Raw genomic sequence first — 15,566 nt, 5'->3', positions numbered from 1 at the left:
ATCTTCTTCGTGGTTTTATTAACACCAGCCTAAAGCTATCCACAGACTGCGTCTATGGCGCGCACAAGAGTGGCGTGGTTTCGGAATCGCTATTTCGTGGTTTCAGAGTCGCCTTAACGTGGTTTCAGAGTCGGGCTGACTGAATAAGTGCCTCCAACCATCTGAATTTGAAGTGCAAAAATCACAGGACTTTTTCTCTAACTAAAATATAACTAAATATAACTTGGAAATTCTCGTACGAGAAACCGCTTTTAAATATCATACCAACAATCAAACCCATCAATTTGCTAAAGAATAGGGCTGTTTGGCTGAGATGTTACTTTAAATATTACATGTAATGCGTTTTGTGATATACAGGTTGAAATACACAACATCGAGCATATCCCATGGCCCCAGAGACACCCAACCTTCCCCCTTATTTCAACATAGATCCCGATCAAGCACTTGCCGATTTAGGTGCGCCTGTGAGCGCAGACAGCTTTGCCAGTATTGCCCAGAACTGTGCCCGGGGGCGGGAAGATCTGGCAGGGCGAGGCCTGGACGAGACGGGCTGTAAAAGCCTGCGACCCTTCTCTACGTGGGAGATTACCCGCTACCTGATCCCCGTAGCCCAAGGCCACTTTCGCCGTGTGCTCAAACAAAATCCCCACCTTCCCCAAGGCGCGTCGGAAACTGCTGGCGGAGCCAAGTGGTTCACCTTTGAAGAGGTACTGTTGCTGCGGGCCCATTTTGCGGATCAGGGGTCAAAGTCGAAAGAATATGCCCCCTACCGACCCGAAGGCGCGAAGGCAAAGATTGTCGCTGTCGCAAACTTTAAAGGCGGGGTGGGCAAAACATCTACCGCAGCGCATCTGGCAATGTCGGCCGCACTGGACGGCTACCGTGTTCTGGTTGTTGATCTGGATTCACAAGGCTCGATGACCTCGATCTTTGGCGGCAAGGTCGAGGATGAGTGGCAGACGGTCTTTCCCCTCATCGCGCGCCATTATGCCACCCACCTGAAAGCCGATAACCAGATGAGGGCCTCTCAGGGGCTGGACCCCGTTTTGCTGGACGAGACACTAACGGAGGCTGTCGATATCACAACCAAGGACCTAATCCAGACGACACATTGGCCCAACATCGATTTGATCGGCGCGCAACTGAACTTATATTGGGCAGAGTTCCAGATCCCTGTGTGGCGGATGCAAGGACGCAGCTGGAAGTTGTGGGATGCGCTGACCGACACGCTAGAGGTGGATGGTGTCTTGGATGACTATGATCTGGTCTTTATCGATACCCCCCCTGCGTTGGGCTATCTCACGATCAACGGTTTGGCTGCGGCAGATATTCTATTAGTCCCGCTGGGGGCATCGTTTTTGGAATTCGATAGCACGGGCCGGTTCTTTGACATGCTGCACGCCACGTTTTCTTCAATCGAGACGGGGGAGAATATGGCCGCGCGCGCGCTGGGGCGACCGGAGTTACAGTTTGAATGGGACGCTGTGCGGGCAGTGATCACCCGTTTTGACGCGGCCCAGCAATCCGAGATGGGCGCGCTAATGCAGGCTTATCTGGGCGATACACTTTCTCCGCACCGGCAGGATTTTACCGCACTGATCGGGCAGGCGGGAGAGCAGGCCAGTGGTCTTTATGAAGCGGATTACCGTGACTTTAACCGTGAAACTTATGCCCGCGGACGGGCCACATTTGACCAGACCTATGCTGCGTTCAAAAAGCTGTTGCTGGGCATTTGGCGGCGTGACGAAGTCTCTAAAGATTAATTTAGGGTCTAATTGAAACCTTTCGCACGCGAAAGGTTTAGGTCCGCACGTAGTGGTAGGGCAGTAATAAGGTGAAGGCGGTTTTAGTGCCGCGAGGAGATACATTATGGCAAAGCGTAGAAGATTAACCCCTGCACAGTTGACGGCTAGTCCGGCTGTGGCGCCCGTAGCGCGTGCCCCGATTGCGCAGATTGCAGGAGATGCGGCATCGGTCGCGGCCTTTGAAGCGCTGCGTGCCGAGCTAGACAATGCGACACGAGAAGGGCGGATCATACGCGCTCTTCCGCTGGGGCAGGTGCTCGAGACTTATCTGATCCGTGACCGGCAACACACAGCGCAAGAAGATATTGATGCCCTCTATCAAAGCATTCAAGCGCGCGGACAGCAGGCCCCCATAGAGGTGGTGATGATCGAGAATGGTTTTGGCCTCATTTCGGGCTGGCGGCGCCTACAGGCGTTGCGGGCACTGTATGCCAATACTGGTGAGGCGCGGTTTGCCACTGTGCATGCGCTCATCCGGCAGCCGGCAGCACAGGCCGACGCTTATATGGCAATGGTTGAGGAAAACGAGATCCGTGCAAACCTGTCTTTTTATGAGCGCGCACGCGTTACGGTCCAGACTTTGAGGGCAGGGGTGTTCGAAACCGACAAGGAGGCGTTGCAGGGGTTGTTTGCGTCCGTAAGCTTTTCCAAACGGTCCAAGATTAAATCCTTCATGCCTGTGGTGGAGGCATTGGACGAGGTTTTGCAATCGCCGCAGGACATTCCTGAACGATTGGGTTTGGCACTGTCCAAGCTGCTGGGTGGGGATGCGCAGGCAGCGGCACAATTACGCGCGCAGCTGCGCGAGGCGCATGCGTCAGGCGGGTCCGAGCGTGAGGTGCTGGAGGCTGCGGTGACCAGTCAGATGAAGTCTGTGAGGCCCTCAGAGATACCTTTGGAAGATACCGGCCCAAAAGAGGAGGTTTCGGTCACCCTGCCCGCCCTGCCGCGGCAGGGGGCGTTGGGGGAGGGGTTGGAGATGCTGGCGCGCGACGGGCGTGTTGTGGTGCAAGGGACGGCGGTGAACTCTGCATTCGTGGCGCGGTTGGAGGCCTTTTTGAAGAATGGCGTGCAATAAATGGCTGTTAATTTTTATTGATTATTAAAGACTTGATTTGCATTTTTGGCATCTGGCATAATCCAACGTAATTCTCGATAAATGACGTATCAAAAAGGGTATTTTTTATACTTTCGATCTTACGCTTGGGGTCTTGGGCTTTAATGTCAATGATGGCTTCCTAATTAGCGGTAGTTCTTTGTATCCTTCTCTTCAATTTCGCAATATCGGGGACGAAAGTGTTGATCCGTCCTAAGCGATCGAGATTACATACTAAACGCCGAACGCCCGCATCTTGACCCCCAACGAGGCCTATGTGAGCCAAACAGAACCAGTGAGATTAGCGGCCTGACATGAAACCCTGATCCACCTTACCAAGGTCGTAAACTGGTCGAAAAACCAGGACCATCTCTGTTTTCAGACCATCGACCCGTTGATTTACTGTGATATAGCGTCTAGAATTTTAATATAATTTTAAAGCATTGGAGCCTGACATGAACGTTTACAAGCTAGATGGTATAACCTTCAATTTTGAATCCGAAACCGACGACGGCGTGACCAGCACGGATACCGTACAGCTCATTGTTACAACGCAAAATGATGTCACAAGCTTTTCATATAGTATCGAGGAGAACTTTTACGAGGGAGAACTTCCCTTCGTAGACGTTGACAGCGGCGAGGGTGGGCTGGTTGCCCTCAACAGCCTTTCGCTGGACGCGATGGTCGATTTGGGTGCCGAAGTTGATGCGTCGGTTGGACAGGTTTCGTGGGGCGCAGGGAAAGCCACACAAGTGCTTGTCCTTGACGTAGAGCGGATCGGCGAAGGGACTTTCGACTCCAACGCATTCATCAAAGAATCTGCGCATGTCTTTGTGCTGGGTGGGGATGCATTTCCGACGCTCAATACAGCGGCTCAAGCAGAAGCTTTTGATGAATCGATCACACTGCTCAGTCCCATCCCTGACAGCTCCCCCCTCGCTGCAGGCAAACAAATCCCGTTTGCAACTCTCCCGGGCGTTGAAGTGGGCATCCTCAATGACGTAACGGGCACAAACGCAGATGACACCCTTATCGGCACAGCAGGCGATGATCTTATCACCGCTCGATCTAACGATTCCGAAGATAAAATCACCGGAACCGCAGGGGAGGACATCATTGACCTCTACGGCACCGACCCTGGATCACGCGATTTCTACACCGTTTCCTACGCGGATTTGGCGGGCGGCATTACCTACACATCCGATGTAGATGCGCTGACAACAATCGTTGAAAAGAATGGAACAGGCCAGACAGATAACCTCATTGACGCGTTCTGGGCAATGAACTGGAACTTCGGAGATGGGATCTGGATCGGCGGTACAGATTTTGACGACACGTTCAACATCAACAATGCCCAGAACAGCACATGGACCGGCCTGCAAGGTGGTGCCGGTGCGGACACCTTCAACATTGAAGGCGGCACTATCGTACGTGTGTCCCACTACAGTGGCGCCACAGAGGGCGTCGACGTCAATCTGGTCACTGGCGTGATTGCAAGCGACGGACACGGCAGCACGGACCAGATCAACAATAACAGCTCGGCAACAAGGGTCGAAATTGAAGGCACCGATTTCGACGATATGATCCTTGGCAGTTACCGCGATGAGCGTTTCATTCTGCGTGAGGGAAATGACACCCTCGATGCAGGCGGCGGCACCGACTATCTGCGCTATGACCGTAGTGGCGTGACAGATGTCTATGCCGATCTGGATACGGGAACAATCACCGGCCTGTGGAATGGCGAGGAGTTCGAGCACACCGTCTCAAACGTAGAAGAACTCACCGGTGCCCGTGAGACAGACAGCGTTCTGGTCGGCAATGGGGCAAACAACCTCCTGCGCGGTGGTCTGGGCGATGACACCCTCGACGGTGGCGATGGCAGCGACACACTTCAAGGTGGCAACGACGGGGACGACTGGTTTTTTGGCGGGCAGGGCTTTGACTATGTGGAAATGTACGGCCAGACGTCGTCCAGCATCACCTTGTCAGGGTGGAGCGGAGCGGGCATCACCGTCAACGCCTCAAATGCAACCCACATCCTCTATGACGTCGAGGAGCTGCGCCTTGCGGATACCACCATTGATCTGACACAGTTCGTCGGCCCTGATGCAACCGCAGAGGACGATATCCTCTATGGCACCGCAGGTAACGATACGCTGAACGGGTTGGCCGGTGATGATAATCTTTATGCGCGTGAAGGCGATGACCGCGTCAATGGCGGCGACGGCAACGACATGATTGAGGGCGGCGATGGCAGTGACATACTGGTCGGCGGAGAAGGCAACGACAGCATCAGAGGCGGAGATTCCGAGAAAGATCTGCGCGACGTCATCTACGGCGGCAATGGCAACGATGACATAAACGGCGGTTACGGCAACGACGAGCTGCGCGGCGATGCTGGCAATGATACCATTGCAGGCGACTTTGGCGCAGATACGGTTATCGGCGGCGCAGGAGATGACCTACTAACAGGCTCTGCCTTGGGCGATATCCTGTTTGGCGGCGACGGCGATGATTTTGTCAACGGCGGCTTTGGCTATGACCGTGTGAACGGCGGTGCCGGTGCGGATGAATTCTACCACATCGGGATTGCCAACCACGGATCGGACTGGATTCAGGACTATGACGCGGCTGAAGGTGATGTGCTGTACTTTGGCAATGCGAATGCAACACTGTCTCAATTCCAGATCAACGTTGCTACCACGGCAAATGCAGGAGAGGCAGGCGTCGACGAGGCCTTCATCGTCTACAAGCCAACGGGCCAGATCATCTGGGCGCTGGTAGACGGGGACGGCCAAGATGAAATCAACCTGCGCATTGGGGCGGATACATTCGATCTAATGGCCTGACAAACGGATAAGGGCAACGACCCCAACACGCGCTTCGCTGCCCTTATTGGGGTCACCACATACGCCTGACACCACTTCACTACTGAGGTGTAAGCATATTAATACTGACAGGGAATTTCATGGTTACGAGGAATGGCAGCGGCGCAAATGATACTCTTATCGGAGATAATAACGCTAACGACACCCTAAACGGGTTTAGCGGTAATGACTTGCTCAACGGGCTTGGCGGTGCGGATGTTTTGAACGGGGGCAGCGGCGATGACCGGTTGGTCGGTGGGCGTGGTGCCGATACGCTTGACGGGGGGGATGGCACTGACGAGGTGCTCTATGACCGGGATGGTGGCACCAGCGGTGTAAGTGTCAATCTCGAAACCGGAGTTGCCCGCGATACCTTCGGTAATACCGATACGCTGACCAATATCGAAGCTGTTTATGGCTCTGACCAGAATGATGTCCTGACGGGTCGCCGCGGCGAAGGTGATCTTCTTGTCGGCGGAGGCGGTAATGACGTGATCAATGGCGCTGGTGGCGATGATACGTTGGCGGGTGGTGCCGGTGCCGATACCATTGATGGTGGGAGTGGGTTGGATCAGGTCGCCTATTTTCGCGAAGACGGGACAAGCGGCGTCAACGTTAATCTGACCACTGGCGTCGCAATTGATACGTTTGGCAATAGTGACCGTATCCTCAACGTCGAATATGTTCTGGGTACGGATGCCAACGACCGAATCATTGGCTCTAACCGTATCAAGGACGACCGTTTGTTCGGGCGGGGAGGCGATGACTATCTTGACGGGCTCGACGGGGACAATCTGATCTTTACCGGTGCGGGCAATGATACTGTTGTTGTAGGCACCACATTGGAAGACGCACGCGACACTGTTGTGATTGACGGGCGCGGCATCAAAACCATCACGGGCACTGGATCTGAAGGGACACGTTATGCGCATCACATCGTCTTCCGGACTGACAGTGCTGTTACCGTAAATCTTGCCAAAGGTATTGCGACCTCTGATGGCATGCGGACTGATTTCAGCGCCGCGCTCCACTTCCTCGAACTCAATGGTTCAGCTTATGCCGACAGTTTAACAGGGGGCAACCTGCGCCATCAGGAGCTGGAATGGTATGTCGGCTTTCAGGGTAACGACACAATCAACGGCGCCACGGGCACCGGTGACACGGTTGTATATAACGCCGAAGTCACAATCGGCCAGCTCAACTATCAGACTGGCCAGATCGAGCGTGGCATACAAGGCGTGGTGGTTAACCTGTCCACCGGTGTGGCCATCGACAGCTTTGGCGACCGCGATACATTAATCAACATTGATCAGGTGCACGGCACGATCTTTGCCGACAGCATCATTGGCGGGGCCGATGATAACGATTTCTGGTCACTTGCGGGCGCGGACACCATCGACGGCGGCGCGGGTATCGATGCGGTGCACTACGGTGAGGATCTGCTTACAGAGGGCGGCACGCTCGGCATTACTGCTGACCTGGTGGCGGGCCGGATCACGGACGGTTTTGGTGATGTCGATGTGGTGCGGAACATTGAGGATGTCTATGGCACCGATCTTGCAGACCTGATCAGTGGGAATGGCGGGGACAACCGTCTCGTTGGCGAGGCAGGGTCCGACACTCTGAATGGCGCCGGCGGTAATGATATTCTGCTTGGGCGCGACGACAATGACGTGCTCAACGGCGGTGTCGGTGATGACGAAATCTGGGGCGGCGCTGGCGCTGATACCATTGATGGCGGGGCTGGTCAGGATCTGGCCCGATATCTCGAGGCAACGGGCGCGGTCAATGCAAACCTGACCACTGGCGTTGTGCGCGACGGGTATGGTTTCACCGATACGCTCACTAACATCGAAGATCTGCACGCCTCTGGCAATAATGACAGCGTTGTCGGATCGAATGGTGCCAACCGCTTGTTCGGCTTCGGCGGGCGAGACACCCTTCTGGGCCAGGACGGCGATGATGTGCTTCTGGGCGGTGAAGGAAATGACAGCCTGCTTGGGGGCAATGGTGATGATGAGATTTGGGGCGAGGCGGGTGCCGACACCATCGACGGGGGCACGGGATCCGATCTGGTGCGCTACCGCGATGAGGCGCGCGGAGTAAGTGTCGATCTTTCAATCGGTGTAGCCACTGATGGTGGACAGGCACGTGACACGCTTATCAACATCGAAAACGTACACGGCTCTGAGCATGTTGACCAGATTACTGGCAACAGCGCGGCTAACCGCCTCTTTGGTTTTGCAGGCAATGACCAGATTTCCGGCAACGCTGGTGACGATATCATTCTGGGTGGGGCAGGCAACGATAGTTTAACCGGTGGTGATGGTAATGACCAGTTGTGGGGTGAAGTTGGGACCGACACGATCAACGGGGGGGCTGGCGCAGGGGATGTTGTGCGCTATCTTAATTCCACCTCTGACGTGACCGTTGATTTGGTCAAAGGCACAGCTTGGGACGGTTTGGGCTATTTCGATACCTTGCGCGATATCGAACATGCGCATGGCTCTGACTTCAACGATTTGCTGCGGGGAGATGGGCAGGCAAACCAGCTGTTCGGCTTTGATGGCAATGATACGATGCTGGGCGGCGAAGGCGACGGTGATGTTTCCTCCGGTGGTGCAGGTGGCGACACTTATATCTACCGTACCGGCGACGGGCGGGATTCCATCAACGATCTGGGCACGACCACAGGCGGCTCCGACACAGTGATCGTCGAAGGGTACCTAGCCGAGAACATGGCGGTCACTCTGGGTGGCGCGGACAATCTGGTTATGGATTTCGGCAATGCCCATGGCGCGCGCGATGTGCTGACGCTGGCAAACTCCTATTCAGGGACACATGCAGGTGCGATCGAGCAGGTGCAGTTTGCGGATGGCTCCACCTTTACCATGGAGCAACTGCACGCGCGGGTCTTCGAAAATCGAAGGGATGCGATCGATGTGGGTGATTTAGTCGAGGTGGGCGATGTGGCCACCAGCGGCGCGGATGTACTGAGCGTGACATCGACCACCACAACTCTCGACGGGCTGGGTGGTAATGACATCATCAGCGGGCGTGAGACAGACGACGTCCTGCGTGGTGGCAGTGGGAGTGATACACTGAAAGGCAATGCGGGGGATGACACCCTTGATGGCGGCACGTCGAATGATGTATTGTTCGGTGGCGAGGGAGCAGACCATTTTGTCCTGAGCACAGGCATGGGCAATGATACAGTGCGGGATTTCGAGTTTGGCACCGACGGTTTGGATACCTCGGGTCTGAGTTCGAGCCAAATCTCGGCGCTTGTGACCACGCAGGTCACAGGAGGTCAGAAAGTAACACTTGCCGATGGGGGCAGCATCACACTGTTGGGGGATACAAGCGGTGATGTCGACCGTCTTGTTATCATTGGTGCCGAGACACAGGATGCCACCCTGACGGTTACACTGGAAGGCGCCACGACATTGCTCGGGGAGACCCCCTCAGCGGTTAGCTATGAATGGTTGCGCGATGGCAATGTCGTCAGCGGTGCAACATCTCAAAGTTATGTGCTGACGCAAGCCGATACAGAGGCGCAGATTTCAGCACGTGTCACCTATAACGGAAATACACTGACCAGCACGCCAACACAGGCCATTACGAACCTGAACGATGCCCCCGTGGGCGCACTTGTGGTTAACGGCACGCCAACTGAAGATCAGACCCTCACAGCCAGCACTGCGGATATTTCTGATGTCGACGGGCTGGGCAGCTTTAGCTACCAATGGCTGCGCAGTGGTGAACGGATCGAGAGCGCTGTCGCATCAAGCTATACCCTGACGCAACGGGATGTGGGCAACTTCGTCACCGTAGAAGTAACTTATACCGACGGCAGCGGTCAGGCAGAAAAACTGATCTCCAGCCAGACAGGCCCTATCGCAAACGTTAATGATCCTGTTGGCGGCACCCTGATCGTAGGTGGGGGGCTGCGCGAGGGCGAGCAGTTGAGCGTAGATCCCGCGATCACAGATGAAGACGGCCTTGGCCCCATTTCCTACCAGTGGTTCCGTGATAATGTTGCAGTGAGTGGCCAAACCGGCACAACCTATACACTGGGGGCTGACGACGTCGAAACAGAGCTGTTTGTGCGCGGCACATATACCGACGGCTTTGGCACTGTCGAACAAGTGTCTTCGACCCCTGTAGAGGTGCAAGCCGCTCCGGTGATCGAAGAGCCTGTTGATGTCGGCTTCACCCTGTTCGGTGATACGGGTGACAATAGGCTGACAGGGAGCGAATTTGTCGACAATATCAGTGGTGCGGCCGGCAACGACCGACTGATCGGGAACGCGGGCGATGATACGCTGGCAGGCGGTGACGGCGCCGATACGATCAATGGCGGCAGCGGCAATGACGAGATCACGGGCGGCGCTTCTGACGCTGATCTGCGCGATGTAGTCTTTGGCGGCGACGGCGATGACACTATCGATGGCGGTTATGGTAACGACGAGCTGCGCGGCGATGCGGGCAACGACCAGCTTGCCGGCGGGTTTGGTGCTGATACGCTGATCGGTGGCGCGGGCGATGACACCATGAGCGGTGCGGCGCTGGGGGACCAGCTGTTCGGCGGTGATGGCGATGATTTCATCAATGGCGGTTTCGGCTTTGACCGGATGAACGGGGGGACCGGCGCGGATGATTTCTTCCACCTCGGGATCGCCAGCCACGGTGCGGACTGGATACAGGATTATAACAGCGCCGAGGGGGACCTGCTGGTGCTGGGGAATGTCAGTGCGACCCGCACCCAGTTCCAGATCAACGAGGCCTTCACTCCCGGTGCAGGCGATGCGGATGTGGCGGATGCGTTCATCATCTTCCGCCCCACGGGCCAGATTGTCTGGGCACTGGTGGACGGCATGGGCCAAGACGAAATCAACCTGCAAATCGGTGGCGATGTGTTTGATCTGACAGCCTGAAACTCAAAAGGGCCAGAATTAAATACTGTTCTGGCCCTTAATTCACCTCCTTTCACAGTTTGAATGGACCTCTGCGAGAGTGCGTGTGGTACACTGCCCCACGTGACCAACAGATGTCTCAGTCTTTGCTGAATGGGGGCATCCTCGCATGTTTGTCTGTTTTTCAGCAGGTGTGAGGATATTTGTAGTATGGGCTTCAACATTGTTTTTGATTACCGGTTCGATACAACGGGTTTTTATGACGATCCCGCAGTCCGATTGGTTCTGGAGCGCGCTGCCGAAATCTGGTCAGGGCACATTCAAGACGAATTCGAAGATGTAGCTGCTGGCACGACCTTCACCATTTCAAACCCTTCTGTGCCGGGCCAGACCGAGACAATTACCCTGACCGAAGACATAGATGATCTGTTGATATTTGCAGGTTCGCGCGAACTCAACTCGCTTGGGTTGGGGGGATTTGCAGGCACAAACGCCGATGGTGATATTTTTCAATCCCGTGTGAGCCATGACTTCCGCGATACAGGTGCAGTCACCGATTTTGAGCCTTGGGCCGGTATATTGGTATTGGGCGAGCGTGATGATTGGGGTCTGGATCTGGATGCACCCGAAGAGGGCAAAAATGACCTGCTGACGACCGTGCTGCATGAGCTGGGCCATGTTTTGGGCATAGGGACATCAACCACCTTTGAGGCGCTGGCTGTTGATCACACATTTACCGGTATCAATACTCTTGCTGTTAACCGCGGTGCTGGTGTGCCATTGGATGAGCATGACGGTCATATAGAGGAAGGGTTCCACGACGATGATGCGCTGCTCGATCCGGTCGCACTGATAGGCACCCGTAAATTACCGGGCCAGCTAGAACTCGCAATGTTGGCTGATATTGGCTATGAGATAGAAGGATATACCGCACAAGGAAGTACTCTGGAGCTGACAACACAGGAGGGGGAAACTGTGTTTGGCACCATTCTCGGCGATTATATCGACGGCCTTGGCGGGGATGACCGCCTGCAAGGGAATAGTGGCGATGATACCTTGCTTGGCGGTGGGGGAGATGATGTTGTTTTCGGGCAGGAGGGCAATGACTTTCTGGAAGGTGGAGATGGCAATGACTTTTTGCTGGGCGGAGCAGGGAATGACATCTTGCGCGCCGGCGCGGGGGACGATTCCATTCGAACCGGTGACGGGGCTGATCGCATCATCCTAGAGAACGGCATGGGCAGTGATACGGTCTATGATTTTGAATTCGGTCTTGATGTGCTTGATCTGGGTGCATTGGACGACACGGCACGCGCAGACATAACCGTGACCGAGTACGACAGTTTCCAATATGTCAGCTTGCCAGATGGTGGCGAAATATTTGTACTGGGCAACTCGACAGAAAGCGTGCCAAGCGTCACACTCACTGGGCAGGCAGAGCAAGGTGCGACGCTCACGGCCACATTCTCAGGCCTCACGGACTTGTTCGGGGCTCTTGTTGCAGATATCAACTATCGTTGGCTGCGTGACGGCGTACAGATCGATGGTGCCACAGACAGCAGCTATGTCCTGAGCCAGCAAGATGTGGGCACCAAGGTCAACGTGAGCGCCGAATACAGTAATGGTGGCACCACGCACCGTGTCATCAGCGCCACCACCGCGTCCATCAGGAATATCAACGATCTGCCAGAGGGTGTTGTCACTCTTGCGGGGATACCTGTTGTCGGGGCGGAAATAACCGCGATCACCACCTTGCTGGAGGATATGGACGGGCTTGGAGAGTTGGGCTTTCAATGGATGCGCGATAGCGTGCTGATAGAGGGGGCGACCGGCGCTTCCTACAGGGTTGTGTCGGAGGATGCAGACAGCGCTCTTACGGTTGTGGTGCAGTATATTGACGGGCAAGGCACCACAGAGATGTTGACCAGTGCGCATGCCACAACGCCTGTAGAGGCTATTACTGAAGAGTCCGTGTTGGACCTTGAGTCGGAGCTGGAGGTGGAAGTCAAGCTCGTGCCCCTGGTCACGTCAGAAACGCCACTATCCCTGACGGGTAGCACGCAGGACGATCGACTTGTCGGTGCAGATCTGGATGACGTGATCTATGGGGGGCTGGGGAATGATACATTGGTCGGAGGGAACGGCGACGATCTTCTTGTCGGCGGTGAAGACGTGGATGATCTGCGCGATCTTATCTTTGGAGAGGCAGGGAACGACACAATCGACGGTGGCTATGGCAATGACGAGTTGCGCGGCGATGGTGGCAATGACGTGATAGTGGGAGGTTTTGGCGCTGATCTGGTAATCGGGGGCGAGGGGAATGATATGCTTACCGGGTCCGCCCTGGGTGATCGCCTGTTTGGTGGCGACGGAGACGACTTTCTCAATGGAGGGTTCGGATTTGATCAATTGAACGGGGGCGATGGGGCGGATACGTTTTACCATCTCGGTACTGAAAATCATGGGGTAGACTGGATACAGGATTATCTTGGCAGTCAGGGCGATACACTTGCTTTTGGCAATGCCGCTGCAACAGCATCGCAGTTCCAGATCAACACTGCGTTGACGCAAAGTGCGGGAGAAGCTGATGTTGCAGAGGCCTTTGTGATCTACAAACCAACAGGCCAGATCCTATGGGCACTGGTGGATGGCGCCAACCAAGACGAGATCAACCTGACACTTGGGGGCACGACATTTGATCTGTTGGGGTAAACTTCCTCGGCGGTAACAAGATTTTCTGCTTCAGGATGAAACTTTACGCGTGCGTATCTGTTCTGCAAAAGCCCATGCATCGCGGACGATGGTATCGAGATCACTATGTATCGCCTGCCACCCTAATACGGTATGCGCACGAGCCACATCGGCCACCAAGGTTGCGGGATCACCAGCGCGCCGGAGGTCCTCCACTACATCAAAATCCGTATTTGATATCCGTTTCACCGCATCCACAACCTGCCGGACACTTCTGCCTTCCCCCGTTCCCAGATTGATTGCTTGAACTCCTGGCACATCCCCTTCAAGCAGATGACGCACCGCTGCCACATGGCCCAAGGCCAGATCGCTCACGTGGATGTAGTCTCTGATACAGGTGCCATCGGGGGTCGCATAGTCTGTACCGTAGATCTTGATTTGGGAGCGGGTGCCCTGGGCCGCTTGAATGATCAGCGGAATGAGATGGGTTTCAGGGTCATGGCGTTCCCCGCAGCGGCCTTGGGCATCCGCGCCACTGGCGTTGAAGTAGCGCAGTGCGATGGCCTGTAGGCCATGCGCTGTGGCGCAGCTTTCCAAAATGGTTTCCACCATCGCCTTGCTGTCACCGTAGGGATTGATGGGCTGGCGTGGCAGATCTTCGGCCAGCAAGGGCCTTTGGGTCTGGTTACCGTAAACGGCCGCTGTGGAGGAGAACACCAACCGTGAAACACCCGCAGCATTCATCGCCTCCAACAAGGATACCGTTCCGGCCACGTTGTTTTCGAAAAAGGGCAGTGGCGTAACGACAGACTGTCCCGCCTCGATCAGCGCGGCAAAATGGATGACGCTCCCGATGTCATGGCGCTGCATCGTGTCAGTCAACAGGGCGGTATTCTCCAACGCGCCCTCAACCGTTTCGGCGCCAAAGCAGGCATCGCGGTGCCCACTTGAGAAATTGTCATAGACAACCGCGCGATACCCCGCCTCTTGCAAGGCCAATGTGGTGTGTGATCCGATGTATCCGGCCCCTCCGACAACGAGTATATTTTTGTTCATGGGCTGGCTCTTTTACATTATACATCTGTTTGAGGTCTTTGATTACACTTCAGGCCCCAACGGACAAGATGTAAGCGCCTCGCTTCCCTCATCTGCAGCCCCGCGGCTTTTGTCAGGTGCATAACCTCCGAATGCCCACACTACTTGAACACCCTCTTTTGGGGAACAGCAGGGCAGAACCTTTGTGTCAGAAGATAATAACAAGCCTCGTAGTTCAGGAGAGGGCCCTATGTCTCAGGCTGTGTGAGAAGTATCTTTATCAAGGGCACTGCGCCATTGGCTGATCATCTCGGCCGCAGTTGATTCTGCCGGATCAAATTCATGCAGCACAGCCAGCGCGTTGCAATCGAGAGTGATATGCTGATGAGCTGTGTCTTGAGCGGTATGTAATGTGACCGGCATGCCCGTCGCCTTGGCCAAGGCGCCCATGGTGACAGGAGAGGGGGCAATATTGAGCACATCGGGAAGCTGTGCACGGTGTCGGGCTAATGACACGATAGCACGCGCCAGACTGTCAGGCCCAATATAGGAGCGGCGCATCGGCACCCGCGACATTCCCTATACGTAGACAGTACAAATGCACCCCCGATGCGCGAGCTTGTGTGTGGCAAGCGACTTCCATCGCATGTTTAGCGCGCCCATAGTCGTTGACCGGCTCCAGCGGATCTCTTTCGGAAAACGGATCATCGCTGTAACTGCCATAGACCGCAGAGCTGGAGGCAAGCAGAACATGCCCGATTCCGTACTGTGCAGCAGCCGCAATACAAGCAGACCCGATAGCAGTGTTGAGTGACAGATCGGCACCCGGCCTCCGAACAATCCCTGACAGCACCCCCATACAGTCAAAAGGCGGCACCGTGCCCAAGGCATCTGGGGGCTCTGACAAAACGTTCCAGACGATATCACTCTGATGCATAGGCGACGGGTGCCGCGTCTGAAAGGTAAATGTCGTACCTGTTTCACGCGCCCAGCTGCGCCGTACTAAACTGCCGATACGACCACTGCCGCCCAAAACCAAAACCCGCAGTTTCATCATATAGGTGCTCTTAGGTTTATATACGCAGCATGTGTGCCGTTGAAGGGACCAAAACATTTAGCAATAAATATACGTATCCAGAAAGAAGGAGATTCATAC

At 55.2% G+C, this 15,566-nt stretch carries 8 protein-coding genes; 5 read left to right on the top strand and 3 right to left on the bottom strand.

From position 1 onward, the window contains the following. Positions 1-386 precede the first annotated feature (386 nt). The 5 genes from Z948_RS0100135 to Z948_RS18325 all read left to right on the top strand — a co-directional run bounded on the left by Z948_RS0100135 (position 387) and on the right by Z948_RS18325 (position 13,396). Positions 387-1,763, top strand: a complete 1,377-nt coding sequence (locus Z948_RS0100135; RefSeq protein WP_025057560.1) for an AAA family ATPase — start codon at positions 387-389, stop codon at positions 1,761-1,763. A gap of 106 nt (positions 1,764-1,869) precedes the next feature. Then, positions 1,870-2,883 carry a ParB/RepB/Spo0J family partition protein gene (locus Z948_RS0100130; RefSeq protein ID WP_025057559.1) on the top strand — a complete coding sequence of 338 codons (1,014 nt, stop codon included), beginning with the start codon at positions 1,870-1,872 and terminating at the stop codon, positions 2,881-2,883. A gap of 473 nt (positions 2,884-3,356) precedes the next feature. After that, a complete protein-coding gene (locus tag Z948_RS18330) occupies positions 3,357-5,750 on the top strand; it encodes a calcium-binding protein (protein ID WP_025057558.1) in 2,394 nt (797 codons plus the stop codon). 119 nt (positions 5,751-5,869) lie between these two features. Further along, complete coding sequence (locus Z948_RS0100120; protein ID WP_025057557.1) at positions 5,870-10,705, top strand: beta strand repeat-containing protein; 4,836 nt, start codon at positions 5,870-5,872, stop codon at positions 10,703-10,705. Positions 10,706-10,894: 189 nt separating this feature from the next. Beyond that, a complete protein-coding gene (locus Z948_RS18325; RefSeq protein ID WP_025057556.1) occupies positions 10,895-13,396 on the top strand; it encodes a hypothetical protein in 2,502 nt (833 codons plus the stop codon). Positions 13,397-13,426: 30 nt separating this feature from the next. Here the strand turns inward: Z948_RS18325 and galE are convergent, their stop codons facing one another. The 3 genes from galE to Z948_RS0100100 form a co-directional block, all read right to left on the bottom strand. Then, positions 13,427-14,431 (bottom strand): UDP-glucose 4-epimerase GalE, encoded by a 1,005-nt coding sequence (gene galE / locus Z948_RS0100110; RefSeq protein ID WP_025057555.1) that lies wholly within the window; start codon positions 14,429-14,431, stop codon positions 13,427-13,429. A 234-nt stretch (positions 14,432-14,665) separates the two neighbouring features. Continuing rightward, complete coding sequence (locus Z948_RS0100105; protein WP_025057554.1) at positions 14,666-14,971, bottom strand: NAD-dependent epimerase/dehydratase family protein; 306 nt, start codon at positions 14,969-14,971, stop codon at positions 14,666-14,668. After that, entirely contained in the window at positions 14,946-15,467 is a 522-nt protein-coding gene (locus Z948_RS0100100) for an NAD-dependent epimerase/dehydratase family protein (protein WP_037952761.1), read from the bottom strand. Before Z948_RS0100100 ends, Z948_RS0100105 begins: the two co-directional genes overlap by 26 nt. Positions 15,468-15,566: the final 99 nt, after the last annotated feature.

Origin of the sequence: Sulfitobacter donghicola DSW-25 = KCTC 12864 = JCM 14565 (assembly GCF_000622405.1) — a bacterium.
GTDB lineage: Bacteria > Pseudomonadota > Alphaproteobacteria > Rhodobacterales > Rhodobacteraceae > Sulfitobacter > Sulfitobacter donghicola.
Note: the sequence above shows the minus strand (reverse complement) of the source record. Positions and strands in the feature narration are given on the sequence as shown.

What these genes read in the sequence shown, in the direction of transcription:
- Z948_RS0100100 (WP_037952761.1), bottom strand. Translation starts at nt 15,467, where the DNA reads ATGATGAAACTGCGGGTTTTGGTTTTGGGCGGCAGTGGTCGTATCGGC.
- Z948_RS0100120 (WP_025057557.1), top strand. Translation starts at nt 5,870, where the DNA reads ATGGTTACGAGGAATGGCAGCGGCGCAAATGATACTCTTATCGGAGAT.
- Z948_RS0100135 (WP_025057560.1), top strand. Translation starts at nt 387, where the DNA reads ATGGCCCCAGAGACACCCAACCTTCCCCCTTATTTCAACATAGATCCC.
- Z948_RS18330 (WP_025057558.1), top strand. Translation starts at nt 3,357, where the DNA reads ATGAACGTTTACAAGCTAGATGGTATAACCTTCAATTTTGAATCCGAA.
- galE (WP_025057555.1), bottom strand. Translation starts at nt 14,431, where the DNA reads ATGAACAAAAATATACTCGTTGTCGGAGGGGCCGGATACATCGGATCA.
- Z948_RS18325 (WP_025057556.1), top strand. Translation starts at nt 10,895, where the DNA reads ATGGGCTTCAACATTGTTTTTGATTACCGGTTCGATACAACGGGTTTT.
- Z948_RS0100130 (WP_025057559.1), top strand. Translation starts at nt 1,870, where the DNA reads ATGGCAAAGCGTAGAAGATTAACCCCTGCACAGTTGACGGCTAGTCCG.
- Z948_RS0100105 (WP_025057554.1), bottom strand. Translation starts at nt 14,971, where the DNA reads ATGCGCCGCTCCTATATTGGGCCTGACAGTCTGGCGCGTGCTATCGTG.